Below are 13,523 nucleotides of genomic sequence, written 5' to 3'. Positions count from 1 at the left end.
TATACTATAACAGACTAGGTTTGAGCCTTGTTTATGGCAGCATAGAATTGTCCAATGACGATCTGTTGTTGGAAAAAGGGGGACTGTGAATGCGGTCGAGGGATTCGCATGTTCCGAGCCAATCTCACGTGGACCCACATACATGTGATCTTCAAGATCTTTGGCATATACCGTCTATCTCTGGGGTTCAGGCACAGGCAGAAGCGGAGAAGAAGCAGCATAAGGCTAAGGGTAATGAATACCGGAACGCGAAGCGCCAGCCGCCGCCTCCTCCGCCACAGGGCCAACCACCGCCGTCACAAGGACAGCGGCCCCCTCTTCCGCCTCAACCGCCGAGAAGGCCATTAACCGTGCAGAAGACGGCATTAATTGCGGCGCTTCTATATGAATGGCTCGTCATCGAATCGGTCATCGTTAGTCGAAATAAGAATGTGCAAGTCATTTTGGGCGGTGATTTCACGAAGCTCGGATTAACACCCGATATGTTGTTTAATCAGGAGATTAATCAAGGGCTGGGATTGTTTGAGGCATTGGAAGATACGGAGCTAGCTCCAGATATTGTAGCAGCCGAAGAAACAGCTGCGGTTATAGAAGCTCAGAGAAAGAGAAAGCTCCAATCGAGAAACCAAGATCAGGACTCAAAACGTACAAAACGAGTCAAGAAATATCGAAAATATCCTAAAGCATAAACAAGAAGCACACTCGATTAGAGGTGCTTCTTGCTGCATTCTTTCACTTTTTTGCTTATTGTGCTTGACCATTGCCTCGTCGAATAGGACGATCAGCCGGTCTTGGCTTCTTCTTGCGAAACCTTGGAGCTACATAATTGCGTTTGCGGTCTCTAAAGAATACCCATCCTCCAATAAAGCCGGCGCCAATCGCAAATAAGAGCAGTCCTCCGATGAACTTCATCCATTCAAAAGCGGGGTTCGCTACAAGCTCATTGCCATGATCGGCAATATAATAGAAGATGGCATCTTTCATGAACAGAAACCCAGCAGTCGCCATAAATCCAGGAATGACAAGCAATAATACAGCTATGAATCGAGACAACGTTGTTTTCATGTTAGAATCCCTCAATTTGGATAAAATAATTCCAATAATTAGTTTAACCTGAAAAACAATGTCTGTCGATTATTTCGATAAATTTGAACATATGGAGAATACGACATGTTTGGCTCTGATCCAAAAAGAAGGTACAATACTATAGTAGCTGTGCATACAACTATAGTATCAATATTCATAGATTAGAGAATGGATGAATTCTTTCATTATATTGTGGAATAGGAGTGAAGATGGATGACAAAGCAAGTAGATGTCGCGATATTAGGTGGAGGAACAGGTGGGTATATTGCTGCCATTGCAGCAGCGCAAGCTGGTTATAGCGTTGTCGTGATTGAACGGGATCGATTAGGAGGAACCTGCTTGCATCGAGGCTGCATTCCTAGCAAATCGCTGCTGAGAAGCGCTGAGGTGCTTGCACAAGCCAAGCAAAGCGAAGCATTTGGCATACATATTGAAGGCATTCGAGTTGATTTTGAAGCAGTGCAATCGAGGAAGCAGGCGATTGTTGATCAGCTTCATCGCGGTGTTCAATACTTGATGAAGAAGAACAATATTGAAGTTATTCATGGCAATGGCCGAGTCATGGGACCGTCCATCTTCTCTCCAAAGAGCGGTTCAGTTGCCGTTGAGCTTGGAGATGATGAGGCAATCACAGTCGTTCCCAAGCAGCTTATTATTGCAACAGGTTCTCGTCCTCGTGTCATTCAAGGCCTTGAGCCAGATGGCGACCAGATCGCAACGAGCGATGAGGCGCTAGAATGGACAAGTCTGCCGAAGAGCGCAGCAATTATCGGCGGAGGAGTTATTGGCGTAGAGTGGGCGTCATTGCTGCATGACTTTGGGGTGGAAGTTGATCTGATTGAAGCTGGCCCACGCATTCTTCCATTGGAGGATGCAGATATTTCCAGGGAAATGGAAAAGCTATTGAAGAAAAAAGGCATACGAATCCACACGAATGCAAATGTAGAGCCTGAAGCGGTTACGAAGGATGAAGCGGGTGTGCATATGATCGTAGGGAAGCAAGGAGAACCCGTGAACATACAAGCAGAACGGGTGCTCGTCTCCATAGGACGAGCTGCGAATGTAGATCATCTAGGGCTTGAAAATACAAATGTGAGAGTGGATAAAGGGGTTATCCAGGTCAATGAGTTCATGCAGACCCATGAACCGCACATTTATGCGATCGGGGATTGCATTGGCGGATTGCAGCTTGCACATGCTGCTTCAGCAGAAGGGCTTGCTGCGGTGAAGCATATTAACGGGGAGCATGGTGTACAGGTGGTGGATACCATGATTCCTAAATGCATCTACTCAAAGCCGGAGGCGGCTTCTATTGGATATACCGAGGAGGAAGCGCGCAAGGAAGGATATGAACTTACGGTAAGTAAGATTCCATTCAGCGCAATTGGCAAAGCGTTGGTGCAAGGGGAGACAGATGGATTCGTCAAAGTCATCGTCGATCAGAAGCAAAATGACGTATTAGGCGTTCATATCATCGGCCCGCATGCAACGGAATTGATTGGTGAGGCCTCCTTGGCGAAGCTATTGAACGCATCTCCATGGGAGCTGGGACAGATGGTTCACGCTCATCCAACCTTATCTGAGATCATGAGTGAAGTGATGCTTGCAGTCGAAGGCAAAGCGCTCGTTATATAATTGTTGTTCGGTGTTTACTAGACAATGCTTGAGCGAAGGACCATGCTTGCTGCGATGAGAACCTGCCTTGTGCATCCTTGATGTGATGCAGCTGGAAGCATGTTACAGCACGATTTTAATCACTTCCTTACATCGGTCGTTTTCTTTTTTGCTGGCTAAGAGTATAATACATTTAGGTTCAAGTATTAGTACCTGGTAACAAATTGTATGAGACTACGAAGCCTAGCGGCTTTTTATAAAGGAGGCTACGCCATGACACCCAAATCTTCAACGACTGAAGTATCTCGTCATGTACAGCTCGGATTGTCAGACGAACAAGCGATCGATATGTATCGCATGATTCTAATGGCTCGCAAATACGATGAGCGTGCGATGCTTTTGCAGCGCTCTGGCAAAATCTCATTTCATGTATCCGGCATTGGTCAAGAAACTGCACAAGTAGCAGCAGCCTTTGCATTGGATCGGGAACGCGATTACTATTTGCCGTATTATCGTGACTACGGGTTTGTACTCTCAGTTGGATTAACCGTTAAGGATTTGCTGCTGGCGAACTTCGCTAAGGCGGAGGATGTATCAAGCGGCGGCAGACAGATGCCGGGACACTTTGGTTCTAAGCAGCATCGAATCGTGACCGCATCAAGCCCCGTGACGACTCAGGTGCCTCATGCTGTTGGCATTGCACTAGCTGCCAAGATGCGCAAGCAGGATAACGTATCATTCGTGACGTTCGGCGAAGGGTCAAGCAACCAAGGCGATTTCCACGAAGGCTGCAACTTTGCTGGTGTTCATAAGCTGCCGGTTATCATTATGTGTGAAAATAATCAATACGCGATCTCAGTCCCATTTGCAAAGCAATCTGCAGGACGCATTGCAGATCGTGCGCTTGGTTACGGCTTCCCTGGATATCGCGTGGATGGAACAGACCCGCTGGAAGTCTATCGTGTGGTGAAAGAAGCAAGAGAAAGAGCGGTAGCAGGAGAAGGACCTACCCTAATTGAAGCGATGATGTATCGCTTGTCGCCGCATTCCACTTCAGATAATGATATGGCCTATCGGACGAAGGAAGAAGTGGAGGAATACCGCAAGCAGGATGGACTGCCTAAGTTCAAGCAATATTTGATCGATTGCGGTATTTGGTCAGAGGAGCAGGATGAGGCGTTAATTAAAGAGCTTACTGCTGAACTTAATGAAGCGACGCGTTATGCTGAGCAAGCGCCATACCCACATCCGAGTGAGACCTACACGCATGTGTATGCTAAGACAGAGGAGGGGGCATTCTGATGGCAAAGATGGAATACATTGATGCGATACGTCTCGCGATGAAAGAAGAGATGGAGCGAGACGATGAGGTCTTTGTGCTTGGTGAGGACGTCGGCGTTAAGGGAGGCGTATTCACAACAACCAAGGGGTTGTATGAGCAGTTTGGCGAGTATCGCGCGTTAGACACCCCGCTGGCTGAGTCTGCCATTGCAGGTGTTGCAATTGGTGCGGCTATGGTCGGCATGAAGCCGATTGCCGAGATGCAGTATTCTGATTTTATGTACCCAGCAACCAATCAGATAATTAGCGAGGCGGCAAAGATTCGCTATCGCTCAAATAATGATTGGAGCTGTCCGGTTGTTATTCGTGCACCGATTGGCGGAGGCATCTTCGGCGGGCTGTATCATTCTCAGTGTGCAGAATCCGTCTTTTTCGGAACACCAGGACTTAAAATTGTTGCTCCATATACCCCATATGATGCAAAAGGCCTGTTGAAAGCAGCCGTGCGAGATCCAGATCCGGTATTGTTCTTCGAAAATAAGAAATGTTACCGCATGGTATCTGGTGAAGTGCCTGACACGGATTATATAGTGCCAATCGGCAAAGCTAATGTGCTGCGTGAAGGAACAGATATTACGGTAATTGGCTACAGCCTTCCGCTTCACTTTGTGATGGAGGCTGCTGAAGAGCTGGAGCAAGAGGGGATAAGCGCTCATATTCTAGATCTGCGCACCCTGCAGCCGCTTGACAAGACGGCGATTCTTGAGGCTGTACAGAAGACAGGCAAAGTGCTTATCGTCCATGAAGACAACAAAACAGGCGGGGTAGGGGCTGAAGTATCTGCGATCATCGCGGAGGAACTGCTCTTTGAGCTTGATGCTCCAATTATGCGCTTGTGTGGACCTGATGTGCCTGCAATGCCAATCAGCCCGCCGCTTGAGCGCGAGTATATGCTCAATAAGGATAAAGTCAAAGAAGCGATGAAGCAGTTGGCCTTATTCTAGTTCTTATTACATTCATATCGATTCGTTCGGATAGAAGACATTCTCGATCCGTTCACTTGGATGATAACCTCTAGTGTAGCAGATCTGCCTGATGAAGCTGTCGCGAACTAGAGGTTAATCGCATGGAGTCCACTAACAGGTTAGGAGTGATCATCAATATGGCAGATAGAGACCAATGGATAGAGATCACAATGCCTCAGCTCGCTGAGTCATTGGTGTCAGCAACAATTGGGAAATGGTTAAAAGCGCCTGGTGATGCTGTAGATGCATATGAACCCATTTGCGAGGTCATAACAGATAAGGTTGTTGCTGAGATTCCTGCTACAGAGAGCGGAATTATGCAGGAATTGATTGCGAATGAAGGCGAAACGGTGGAAGTAGGCGCAGTCATTTGCCGCATGAAGAGCCACGAGCTAGCCGCAGTGTCTCAAGCTCCGGCTTCGTCCAGCACTGCAAATGCAGGCGAGCCTATGAGCGCATCCTTGTCACAAGATACCAGCATGAGAGGAAGATTCTCTCCAGCTGTCCAGAAGCTTGCGCAGGAGCATGGCATTGATCTTGGCCAACTGCAGGGAACGGGGCTTGGCGGCCGCATTACCCGCAAGGATGTGCTGCAAAGCATCGAACAAGGAGGAACTAGCGCAGCTCCAGTCAGATCGGAGCATAGCCGTTCTGTTCCGCGTCCTGCTGAGTCAAACATTCAGCAATCTCAGCAAGCTGTGCAATCTACATCTTCTGCTGCCATGTCTCAAGTTCGCAATTCCGGTATCCATCTCAGCGAGACTCCGCGTCTTCCGAAGATTGAGATTGAATCCGAAGCGCATACAGCAAGAGGCGAATACTTGATTGATGTAACGCCAATCCGTAATTCGATTGCTCGGAATATGAGACAGAGCGTGTCCGAGATTCCACATGCATGGACCACCATTGAGGTGGATGTTACGAATCTGGTTCAGCTTCGCAATAAGCTAAAAGATGAATTCAAGCGTAAAGAAGGCATTAACCTGACTTATCTCGCATTTGTTGTGAAAGCAATCGTTAATGCGATTAAAGATTATCCGATTATGAACTCCGTCTGGGCCGTAGATAAGATTATTGTGAAGCGAGACATCAACTTGTCGCTCGCCGTTGGCACAGAAGACTCGGTGCTGACTCCTGTCATTCACAAGGCGGATCAGAAAAATATTGCGGGTCTTGCTCGGGAAATCGAGGACCTTGCCCGTAAGACACGTGAAGGCAAGCTGACGCTGAACGATATGACGGGCGGGACTTTTACTGTTAATAACACAGGCTCCTTCGGTTCCATCTTGTCTTATCCAATCATCAACTACCCGCAGGCTGCAATTGTTACATTTGAATCCATCGTGAAGAAGCCGGTTGTAATCGATGATATGATCGCAGTGCGCTCAATGGCCAATATGTGCTTGTCGCTTGACCATCGAATCTTGGACGGCGTGATTTGCGGCCGGTTCTTGCAGCGCGTTAAGGAAAATATTGAGTCCTACAACCTTGAAACGAAGCTGTATTAGAGGCATGCTAGAAGGGTAGGATTTTAAGTTTTCTAGCAGAAGGTGTGAATTCTTATGAACGAATGGGTGCAGAGTAACGATTCAAATCGAGATAACGTCAAACCGCTCGTCGTTCGTGCATGCGGTCGAATCGATTATCAAAGAGCTTGGGACTTGCAGAGGGAAACCGTTAAAGCGGTGGATAAGGGAGAGGCTAGGGAAACGCTGTTTCTTCTAGAACATCCCCCTACATATACGATTGGCTCGCAGCGTCATCCTGAGCATCTGCTGCTATCACCAGACCAGCTTAAGGCCCAGGGGATTCAGGTGTATGAAATCGACCGTGGTGGTGATATTACGTATCATGGACCTGGGCAGCTAGTCGGCTATCCGATTATTCTGCTAGAGGGAGCATCCCTTGATCTTCATGGCTACCTGCGGCGCTTGGAAGAGGTCATTATTCAATATCTCGCTTCATTTGGTATTGAAGGCAGCCGCAAGGAAGACTATACCGGTGTCTGGATCGGTGATGTCAAGATAGCAGCCATAGGCGTGAAGTTCAATCGTTCTCGAACGAGAAAGGGCTTCATAACGAGCCATGGATTCGCATTCAACATTAAAAAGGGCATACAGCATGAAGGCTTCTCAGGAATTGTCCCATGCGGCATTCAGCAGTATGGCGTGACCTCACTTGAGGACATGACAGGCAAGACCTTTACGGTGGAGCAAGTAGGCGAAGAGCTTCTGCCTTATTTTGAATCTATCTTCGGGTATCGTCATATCAGTGAGGCAGACAGCTTACGCTAAAGCTTGCTAATCTGAATGAGGATATGTAAGTTCGCGTTCATCAGCAGATAGGCAAACAAGCCATGCCAATAGCGGCATGGCTTTATGCGGGCATAGCCTCTTATAACCCGTACAATAGAGGCTCAATAAGGACAAACAAGGTGGATAGAATCATTGCCGCTAACATCACGTAGACAACGATACGAAACCAGCGCTTTGAATTCATGTTTCGGATACACTCCTTTCCGATTATCCATCAGTCTTGTCTATATTGTAAACGAAAATGATGTTTGGAGGAAAGTCATCATGGTAAATCAGGAACGTTTGGTCAATCACTTTTTACAGCTAGTACAGATCGATAGCGAGACCAGATTTGAAAGAGCCATTTGCGATGAGCTGAAAAAGCAATTTGCGGAGCTTGGCCTTGAGGTGATGGAAGATGATACCACAAGTGTGACAGGCCACGAGGCTGGCAATCTGATTGTAAACTGGCCGGCCGCAGCAGGTCATGAGCAAGCGAAGCGATTATTCTTCACCTCCCATATGGACACCGTGACACCGGGCAAGGGGGTTAAGCCTATCGTTGATGAGGATGGACTCATTCACAGCGATGGAACGACCATTCTCGGTTCTGACGACAAAGCAGGACTTGCTGCCATCTTTGAAGCTATTCGTGTCGTTCAAGAACAAAACCTGCCGCATGGCCAGCTTCAATTTGTCATTACAGTTGGGGAAGAGTCAGGGCTGAACGGTGCTCGCGCCATGGACGGCAGCCTGCTGCAAGCGGACTTCGGATATGCGCTTGACTCCAACGGCGAAGTTGGAGCTATTGCAGTTGCAGCGCCTACTCAAGCGAAGATCACGATGGAGATCCTTGGAAAGTCTGCGCATGCAGGAGTGAATCCTGAGGATGGCGTTAGTGCCATTCAGGTTGCATCCAAAGGTATTTCCCGCATGAAGCTCGGCCGCATCGACCACGAGACAACTGCAAACATTGGGCGCTTCGAAGGTGGAGGACCGACTAACGTTGTAACGGATTATGTAAAGCTGGATGCCGAAGCTCGCAGTATTGTACAGGAGAAAGTGGAAGCTCAGCTTGTTTCGATGAAAGAAGCATTGGAATCTGCTGCGTCTGAATTCGGTGCAACTGCAAAATTCGATAGCAAGATCATGTATCCTGCCTTTAATTTTGGCGAAAAAGACGAGGTTGTTCAATTTGCATCTCGTGCGATCGAATCGCTCGGCCTTACACCTCGACTGTTCCATTCCGGAGGCGGCAGCGATGCGAATATCTTCAATGGACATGGTGTTCCTACGGTGAATTTAGCAGTTGGCTATATGGATATTCATACAACGAAGGAACGTATTCATACGAATGATCTTGTGAAGACCTCTGAGCTTGTGCTTGCAATTATTAACGAAGCAACGAAGTAATGGAGCTTAGGGCAGCCTAATGAGGGGGAGAGGCGCATGTCCTGGATTCATCAAAATGAAATATTTGATGTTCAGTACCGTTCAGCAGTTCCTTATGGAACACCGTCTTTTCATTCTCACACGAACTATGAAGTGTACCTGTTTCATGAGGGAAGTGTGCAGTACCTCATCGGGGATCGAATTTATATGCTCGAGCCAGGGGACCTCATCATTATGAACGGACTGACGCTTCATCGGCCCATTATTGATAATCGCACCCCTTATGTGCGCTCGATTCTTCATTTTGATGCAAGATTTGTGAACAACATTGATCCTGCACGGGGAGAAGGACAAGAAGGAGAGCTGCTTCGGCCATTTGTTGAGCTGAAGACAGCGCGTCTTAAATTGTCTGAGGAGCGGAGGATAGAGGCGGAACAACGGTTTATGCATATGGAAACGAAGCTTCGTGAACAAAGCTATGCAGGCCGCCAGCGTGCTAAGATTGCCATGCTTGATCTTCTGTACTGCATCTACGATTGGTTCTCTGAACCGCTTGCTCAGCTTGAACACCAGCGTGACAGAGAGCGACATGTCGAAGAAGTAATTCGTGTGTTAGAACAGCGATATACAGAAGAACTGTCTCTAGATGAGATTGCACAAGAGGTGCATCTGAATAAGCACTATGTCAGCAAGCTGTTCAAGGAGATTACGGGCTTTACCATCTTCCAGTATGTGAACCACCGCCGCATCAATCAGGCTAAGGTGATGTTCGTTGCAGAGCCGCAGGTTCCAGTAACGGAGGTGTCCTATGCAGTCGGATACAAGCACCTTCCTCATTTCTCACGCATGTTCAAGCAGATTGTAGGCTGCACGCCCGAAGCGTATCGGAAAAAAGTGCAGCTTCAGATGGAGTCCTACTTGTCTTTATCTTAATCCATACAAAAGGTGCACCCATGTGAAGTGGGTGCACCTTTTTTAGATGCTGTCATGATCGAGTTCGTTTAACCCTTCACCATGTTGGCCATTCCGACAATTCTACAATTCGCTCGTTCACGTTATCCTTCATAACCCTCCATGATAACAAATCACATTCTCGATATCATAATGCCGCAAATTTTTAATAGAATCCAGTGACTGTTCGACATCGTACGTATGTTGAGGATTGGAAGGCATTAGCTTGCCTTCGTGATAACCAAGGCGTCCCCTGATATTAAGGTTATGGATGAGAAGGAGATGTGAAACTGGGTATGCCAACCAGAGTTAAATGAAAGATCAAATGAGGCAATAGGATGTAAGCGTATTCGCTCATCTCTATGGTACGTTAAGGACATGGAACACGATCTAGAATGACGATAAATCGTAAATGGAGGCTATAAGATGAATCCAGTTCGCGTAGGTGTTATTGGGGTAGGCAATATGGGCGCCTATCATGCCAAGCAATTAGCAGCAAACAAAATTACAGGGGCTGTCTTAACAGCGATCTGCGATGCTGTGGAGGAGAAGAAGGAGTGGGTGAGCAAGGAACTAGGCTCAAACATCGCTTTTTTCACTAATGAAAACGAGCTGTTTCAATCGGGTTTGATTGATGCCGTAATCATTGCTACACCGCATTATAGCCACCCTTCCTTGGCCATTGAGGCATTTAAGCATGAACTGCATGTGCTGATTGAGAAGCCGGCAGGTGTCTATACCAAGCAGGTGCGTCAGATGAATGAAGCGGCTCAGCAATCCGGCAAGGTCTTCTCCATTATGTACAACCAACGCACGAATCCTCTTTATCAGAAGCTAAGAGATTTGATTCAGAGTGGCGAGCTTGGCGAGGTCAGAAGGACAAATTGGATTATTACGAATTGGTATCGCTCACAAAGCTACTATGACTCTGGCGCATGGCGTGCCACCTGGGCTGGCGAAGGCGGCGGCGTGTTGATCAATCAGGACCCTCACCAATTGGATCTCTGGCAGTGGAGCATTGGCATGATGCCTACGCGTGTGCGCGCATTCTGCCGCTTTGGCCATTATCGCGATATTGAGGTTGAAGACGATGTCACGGCTTATGTGGAATATGCAAACGGAGCTTCAGGCGTCTTTATCACGACAACGGGAGAAGCGCCAGGTACGAACCGATTTGAAGTGTCAGGGGATCGTGGCAAGGTGGTCATTGAAAACGATAAGATGACCTTCTGGCGCTTGCGTACGCCTGAGCCAGAATTCAATCAAACCTTTAAAGGCGCATTTGGCGCGCCTGAATGCTGGAAGTGCGACATTCCCATCCACGGCCAAATGACGGGTCATGATGGCATTATGATGGATTGGGTGAAGTGCATTCAGCACGGCACGCCGCTGCTTGCACCAGGCGAGGAAGGCATTCATGGCTTAACCTTGTCCAATGCGATGCTGCTCTCTACTTGGACAGACAATTGGGTCGATCTGCCGATTGATGAGGAGCTGTTCTTGTCTGAGCTCAACCAGCGAATTGAGACTTCCCGCTACCAAAAGCCTAAAGCGGAAGCGACATCGGGCACTGTGGATATGTCAAAGACATTTGGATAACAGTGGCAAGCCCTTTACTAGCATTCACTTTTTACGGAAACGATACGCAATCATTGTGATCAGAATGTTGAACGGATATTAACAAGCTCTATAATTTTATGAAGGCGGTGCGAGATATGAAATGGTCGTTGTTTACAGTAGCTTCTCCTGATTTGTCCGTAAAAGAGCTGATTCCATATGCTGCTGAAGCGGGTCTTAAAGGATTGGAGTGGAGATTCAAGGAGACACCGGCGGATCAGCGCTCTCAACCAGCATCGTTCTGGGGCAATAATATGGCAACGATTGAGCCAGGCATTTCCGATGTCGAGCTTAAGGAAATCAAAGCTTTGTGCAAAGAGCATGGCATAGAACCAGCAGGCGTTATGCCATATCTTGGCGTTGGCGATCTGGATGCAGCAAAAGAGGTTCTTCGTGTAGCAACAGCACTTGAAGCTCCGATTGTTCGCATCGGCGTGCATGGCTACAACCGCAAGCGCTCGTATAATGAACTGCTGGACGAACAGCTTCGTTATATGGAGAGTCTGGAGCCGATGCTGCGTGATCATGGCATCAAGGGAGTCGTGGAAACCCACCACATGACGATCTCCGCCAGCGCTAGTGCGGCATATCGATTGGTCAGCTCATTTGATTCGAGCGTATATGGCGTGCTCTTTGATCCGGGCAACATGGTATTCGAGGGCTACGAGAACCATCGTATGGGGCTTGAGCTGCTGGGCGATTATTTGGCGCATGTCCATGTGAAGAATGCAGACGCTGTGCCAAAGGAACAACGCTCTGGCCAAGCCTTTGCGTGGAGTCCCATGGAGGAAGGCCTTGTGAACTGGACGCAAGTACTCGAGGATCTGGCTCAAGTCAACTACAACGGTTTCTGCGGCGTTGAGGACTTTAGCGGCACACGCTCTACTAAAGATATGATTGCGTACTATGTACAATGGATATCAAAGCTTAATGATCAGGTTAGAGGTGTTACTCGATGAATCGTCAAGATGGCATGATGTATGCGCCGATGCATGACAGCAAGCCTGTCGTGCAGCCCGGTGAATTCATCTTCGCAGCGATTGCGCTCGATCATGGGCATATTTACGGGATGTGCAACGGACTTCAAGAGGCAGGCGCTAAGCTCAAGTGGGTATACGATCCTGATCCAGACAAAGCTCAGGCTTTTAAGGAGCGCTACCCGCATGTTCAAGTGGCGAGCAGTGAAGATGAAGTGCTTCAAGACCCAGAGGTCAAGCTTGTTGCGGCTGCAGCAGTTCCTTCTCAGCGCTGCTCGCTTGGGCTGCGGGCAATGGATCATGGTAAAGATTATTTTACCGATAAGACGCCATTTACGACGCTTGAGCAGCTTGAACTGGCAAAGCGCAAAGTAATCGAGACGGGCCGCAAATATATGGTTTACTTTAGCGAGCGTCTGCATGTGGAAAGTGCAGTGTATGCGGGACAGCTGATTGAGCGAGGCGCGATTGGAAAGGTGATTCAAGTGATGGGATTGGGTCCTCATCGTCTGAATGCTTCAACTAGACCAGACTGGTTTTTCCAAAAGGAAAAGTACGGCGGCATTCTATGCGATATCGGCAGCCATCAAATTGAACAGTTTCTGTATTATGCTGGCTGTAAGGATGCGAAGGTACTCCATAGTAAAGTGGGGAATTATCATAATCCGGCTTATCCGGAGCTTGAAGACTTTGGCGACGCTACCTTAGTCGGAGATAACGGCGCCACGCAATATTTTCGGGTAGACTGGTTTACGCCTGATGGCCTTGGGACTTGGGGCGATGGCCGCACCATCATTTTAGGAACAGACGGGTATATTGAGCTTCGAAAATATATTGATGTTGCCCGCTCCACAGAAGGCGATCATGTCTATTGGGTGAATCAAGCTGGCGAGCATCATGAGCATGTCAACGGCAAAGTCGGCTATCCCTTCTTTGGCGAACTGATCTTGGATTGCATTCATCGTACAGAGCATGCTATGACACAAGCTCATGCCTTCAAAGCAGCGGAGTTGTGCCTGTTAGCGCAGAAGCAAGCCATTCATATCACCAATTCCAATCACGAACTATTGCACCAGGGATGACTGCTTTTATGGATGCGTGAATGTTAGGTGCGATAGATAGTCGTCATTCCTAGACCTCAAGTTTAACTACCATTGACTGTCGAATCGCTATAAAAAAAGGTGCCTTTCCGCTGCGGGAGGCGCCTTTTTTGCATCACATGAACAAGATTATGCGGCACCAACTCCGACACCAGCACCCAAACTATTGCTGATACTTGAAGATGC

The 13,523-nt window shown here is 47.9% G+C and carries 13 protein-coding genes; 11 read left to right on the top strand and 2 right to left on the bottom strand.

Features of this window, described 5'->3' with window-relative positions:
* Positions 1-89: 89 nt before the first annotated feature.
* Positions 90-689 (top strand): hypothetical protein, encoded by a 600-nt coding sequence (locus B9Y93_RS07955; protein ID WP_085493752.1) that lies wholly within the window; start codon positions 90-92, stop codon positions 687-689.
* 55 nt (positions 690-744) lie between these two features.
* Here B9Y93_RS07955 and B9Y93_RS07950 read toward each other — a convergent pair whose 3' ends face one another.
* On the bottom strand, positions 745-1,065 hold the full coding sequence (locus tag B9Y93_RS07950) for a DUF2627 domain-containing protein (RefSeq protein WP_085493751.1): 321 nt from the start codon (positions 1,063-1,065) through the stop codon (positions 745-747).
* 234 nt (positions 1,066-1,299) lie between these two features.
* Between B9Y93_RS07950 and lpdA the strand changes: the two genes are divergently transcribed.
* From lpdA to lipB, 5 genes are all read left to right on the top strand, one after another.
* Positions 1,300-2,721, top strand: coding sequence for a dihydrolipoyl dehydrogenase (lpdA, locus tag B9Y93_RS07945; protein ID WP_085493750.1), 1,422 nt, complete (start codon positions 1,300-1,302; stop codon positions 2,719-2,721).
* A gap of 252 nt (positions 2,722-2,973) precedes the next feature.
* Positions 2,974-4,002, top strand: a complete 1,029-nt coding sequence (locus B9Y93_RS07940) for a thiamine pyrophosphate-dependent dehydrogenase E1 component subunit alpha (protein ID WP_085493749.1) — start codon at positions 2,974-2,976, stop codon at positions 4,000-4,002.
* A complete protein-coding gene (locus B9Y93_RS07935) occupies positions 4,002-4,985 on the top strand; it encodes an alpha-ketoacid dehydrogenase subunit beta (RefSeq protein WP_085493748.1) in 984 nt (327 codons plus the stop codon). The genes B9Y93_RS07940 and B9Y93_RS07935 overlap by 1 nt, the downstream gene beginning before the upstream one ends.
* Before the next feature lie 158 nt (positions 4,986-5,143).
* Positions 5,144-6,514 carry a dihydrolipoamide acetyltransferase family protein gene (locus tag B9Y93_RS07930; protein WP_085493747.1) on the top strand — a complete coding sequence of 457 codons (1,371 nt, stop codon included), beginning with the start codon at positions 5,144-5,146 and terminating at the stop codon, positions 6,512-6,514.
* 54 nt (positions 6,515-6,568) lie between these two features.
* Positions 6,569-7,300, top strand: coding sequence for a lipoyl(octanoyl) transferase LipB (gene lipB / locus B9Y93_RS07925; RefSeq protein WP_085493746.1), 732 nt, complete (start codon positions 6,569-6,571; stop codon positions 7,298-7,300).
* Between the two features lie 100 nt (positions 7,301-7,400).
* Here the strand turns inward: lipB and prli42 are convergent, their stop codons facing one another.
* Positions 7,401-7,505 carry a stressosome-associated protein Prli42 gene (prli42, locus tag B9Y93_RS07920; protein WP_085493745.1) on the bottom strand — a complete coding sequence of 35 codons (105 nt, stop codon included), beginning with the start codon at positions 7,503-7,505 and terminating at the stop codon, positions 7,401-7,403.
* A gap of 80 nt (positions 7,506-7,585) precedes the next feature.
* Here prli42 and B9Y93_RS07915 point away from each other — a divergent pair, with 80 nt between their 5' ends.
* The 5 genes from B9Y93_RS07915 to B9Y93_RS07895 all read left to right on the top strand — a co-directional run bounded on the left by B9Y93_RS07915 (position 7,586) and on the right by B9Y93_RS07895 (position 13,319).
* Positions 7,586-8,713 carry a M20/M25/M40 family metallo-hydrolase gene (locus B9Y93_RS07915; protein ID WP_085493744.1) on the top strand — a complete coding sequence of 376 codons (1,128 nt, stop codon included), beginning with the start codon at positions 7,586-7,588 and terminating at the stop codon, positions 8,711-8,713.
* Positions 8,714-8,749: 36 nt separating this feature from the next.
* Positions 8,750-9,625, top strand: coding sequence for a helix-turn-helix transcriptional regulator (locus B9Y93_RS07910; protein WP_085493743.1), 876 nt, complete (start codon positions 8,750-8,752; stop codon positions 9,623-9,625).
* A gap of 444 nt (positions 9,626-10,069) precedes the next feature.
* The gene (locus tag B9Y93_RS07905) at positions 10,070-11,242 is read left to right on the top strand and encodes a Gfo/Idh/MocA family protein (RefSeq protein ID WP_085493742.1); all 1,173 of its coding nucleotides are present in this window, start codon (positions 10,070-10,072) and stop codon (positions 11,240-11,242) included.
* 116 nt (positions 11,243-11,358) lie between these two features.
* Positions 11,359-12,219, top strand: a complete 861-nt coding sequence (locus B9Y93_RS07900; RefSeq protein WP_085493741.1) for a sugar phosphate isomerase/epimerase family protein — start codon at positions 11,359-11,361, stop codon at positions 12,217-12,219.
* Complete coding sequence (locus B9Y93_RS07895) at positions 12,216-13,319, top strand: Gfo/Idh/MocA family protein (protein WP_085493740.1); 1,104 nt, start codon at positions 12,216-12,218, stop codon at positions 13,317-13,319. The genes B9Y93_RS07900 and B9Y93_RS07895 overlap by 4 nt, the downstream gene beginning before the upstream one ends.
* Positions 13,320-13,523: the final 204 nt, after the last annotated feature.

Origin of the sequence: Paenibacillus aquistagni, assembly GCF_900177815.1 — a bacterium.
GTDB lineage: Bacteria > Bacillota > Bacilli > Paenibacillales > Paenibacillaceae > Paenibacillus_B > Paenibacillus_B aquistagni.
This window is presented reverse-complemented; position numbering and strand designations above follow the sequence as displayed.

Bases quoted from the DNA above. Each gene is read 5' to 3' on its own strand.
- B9Y93_RS07955 (WP_085493752.1), top strand. From the start codon at position 90: ATGCGGTCGAGGGATTCGCATGTTCCGAGCCAATCTCACGTGGACCCA.
- B9Y93_RS07950 (WP_085493751.1), bottom strand. From the start codon at position 1,065: ATGAAAACAACGTTGTCTCGATTCATAGCTGTATTATTGCTTGTCATT.
- lpdA (WP_085493750.1), top strand. From the start codon at position 1,300: ATGACAAAGCAAGTAGATGTCGCGATATTAGGTGGAGGAACAGGTGGG.
- B9Y93_RS07940 (WP_085493749.1), top strand. From the start codon at position 2,974: ATGACACCCAAATCTTCAACGACTGAAGTATCTCGTCATGTACAGCTC.
- B9Y93_RS07935 (WP_085493748.1), top strand. From the start codon at position 4,002: ATGGCAAAGATGGAATACATTGATGCGATACGTCTCGCGATGAAAGAA.
- B9Y93_RS07930 (WP_085493747.1), top strand. From the start codon at position 5,144: ATGGCAGATAGAGACCAATGGATAGAGATCACAATGCCTCAGCTCGCT.
- lipB (WP_085493746.1), top strand. From the start codon at position 6,569: ATGAACGAATGGGTGCAGAGTAACGATTCAAATCGAGATAACGTCAAA.
- prli42 (WP_085493745.1), bottom strand. From the start codon at position 7,505: ATGAATTCAAAGCGCTGGTTTCGTATCGTTGTCTACGTGATGTTAGCG.
- B9Y93_RS07915 (WP_085493744.1), top strand. From the start codon at position 7,586: ATGGTAAATCAGGAACGTTTGGTCAATCACTTTTTACAGCTAGTACAG.
- B9Y93_RS07910 (WP_085493743.1), top strand. From the start codon at position 8,750: ATGTCCTGGATTCATCAAAATGAAATATTTGATGTTCAGTACCGTTCA.
- B9Y93_RS07905 (WP_085493742.1), top strand. From the start codon at position 10,070: ATGAATCCAGTTCGCGTAGGTGTTATTGGGGTAGGCAATATGGGCGCC.
- B9Y93_RS07900 (WP_085493741.1), top strand. From the start codon at position 11,359: ATGAAATGGTCGTTGTTTACAGTAGCTTCTCCTGATTTGTCCGTAAAA.
- B9Y93_RS07895 (WP_085493740.1), top strand. From the start codon at position 12,216: ATGAATCGTCAAGATGGCATGATGTATGCGCCGATGCATGACAGCAAG.